Below are 1,261 nucleotides of genomic sequence, written 5' to 3' on the forward strand. Positions count from 1 at the left end.
ATTACAAACTCTATCCCTTTTGAGCTTATTAATTTTTTTGTCATTAAATATACGTAGTTTAATGGATGATATATTTTGTTGTATCTTGGCAATAGGAAATATGTGTATATTACAAATAACGATACCATTATTGAGAATAGGTTGTTTTTTACTATTGTATATATCATCATTCCCAGTATTGCTGTAAATAGTATCGCTATTTCATAGTTTATATATATTACTATTGTCATTATTAAATCTTTTATTTCCGGTTTTCCTATTATTGTTATATAATAGTAGCTGAAAATTATCAGGTTATATATACTGTATATTGTTGTTATCCACAGTAACGATATGGCTTTTTTGCTGTAGAATTTTAATCTGCTGTTTTTCATGAATATGTATGTGTATAATCTGCTTTCTGTTGTTTCATGCAATACTTTTATTCCAAATATTATTGTTATTAGCTGTATTAATCCTAAGAAGTTCCACATGCCTCCAAAGTATTTTGCTGCTATATATGACATTTCTGGTTGCCCATAATATGATCTTGCTATTAGATATACTATTCCTTTGGCTTTTATTGTTGAGAAGAAGTAATATATTATTAGCGATGATAGAAAGAATTTGTCTTTTTTTATTTTTTGTAGTTCTGCTTTAATCATTTTTCCCATCTCCCGAGGATATTTTTATGAATGTTTTTTCCAGTATTGATGTGTTTTTTTCTATGTCTTTTATTTTTATCCCTTCCTGTTTTAATTTTTCCAGCGTTTCCATTATGTTGTCGCTTTTTATTATCGCTTTTCCATCTTCTATTCGGTATTCCAGCCATTCTGGATATCTTTTTGCCTCTGCGTCTATTATATATTCATTCTGTTTATCAAAGTCTTCTCTTGACATTATTTTCTGTATTTTTCCATCGTATAATATTCCCACTCTATCAGCCATTTCTTTTGCTTCTGATAATACGTGTGTGCTTATTATTATCCCTTTTCCTCTTTCTTTTAATTCTTCCATTAATTTCATGAAGTTTTTTCTTTCTATTGGATCCAGTCCTTCTGTTGGTTCGTCGAATATGTATATATCCGGATCTATCATTAATAATAACGATACTGCCAGTCTTTTTTTCATTCCCGTGGAATATTTACCTACTTTTTTCTTTGCATGTTGCTGTATTCCTGTTATTTTTAAATATTTATCCATTTCTTCTTTTGTGACTTTCTTATATATGCTCGAGCTAATATATTTCATATTTTCATACGCATTCATGGTTTTTATGAAC

The 1,261-nt window shown here is 28.6% G+C and carries 2 protein-coding genes; both read right to left on the reverse strand.

Annotated features, from left to right (window positions below):
- Window positions 1-644 (reverse strand): hypothetical protein (locus tag XO11_RS10375; RefSeq protein ID WP_175418612.1); only part of this gene is annotated, 644 nt, incomplete at its 3' end.
- Window positions 637-1,261: ATP-binding cassette domain-containing protein (locus tag XO11_RS10380; protein ID WP_175418613.1), on the reverse strand; the 625-nt coding region annotated here is incomplete at its 5' end. The genes XO11_RS10375 and XO11_RS10380, both read right to left, overlap by 8 nt.

The sequence above is a fragment of the Marinitoga sp. 1138 genome (genome assembly GCF_013363265.1).
Classification (GTDB): Bacteria; Thermotogota; Thermotogae; order Petrotogales; family Petrotogaceae; genus Marinitoga; species Marinitoga piezophila.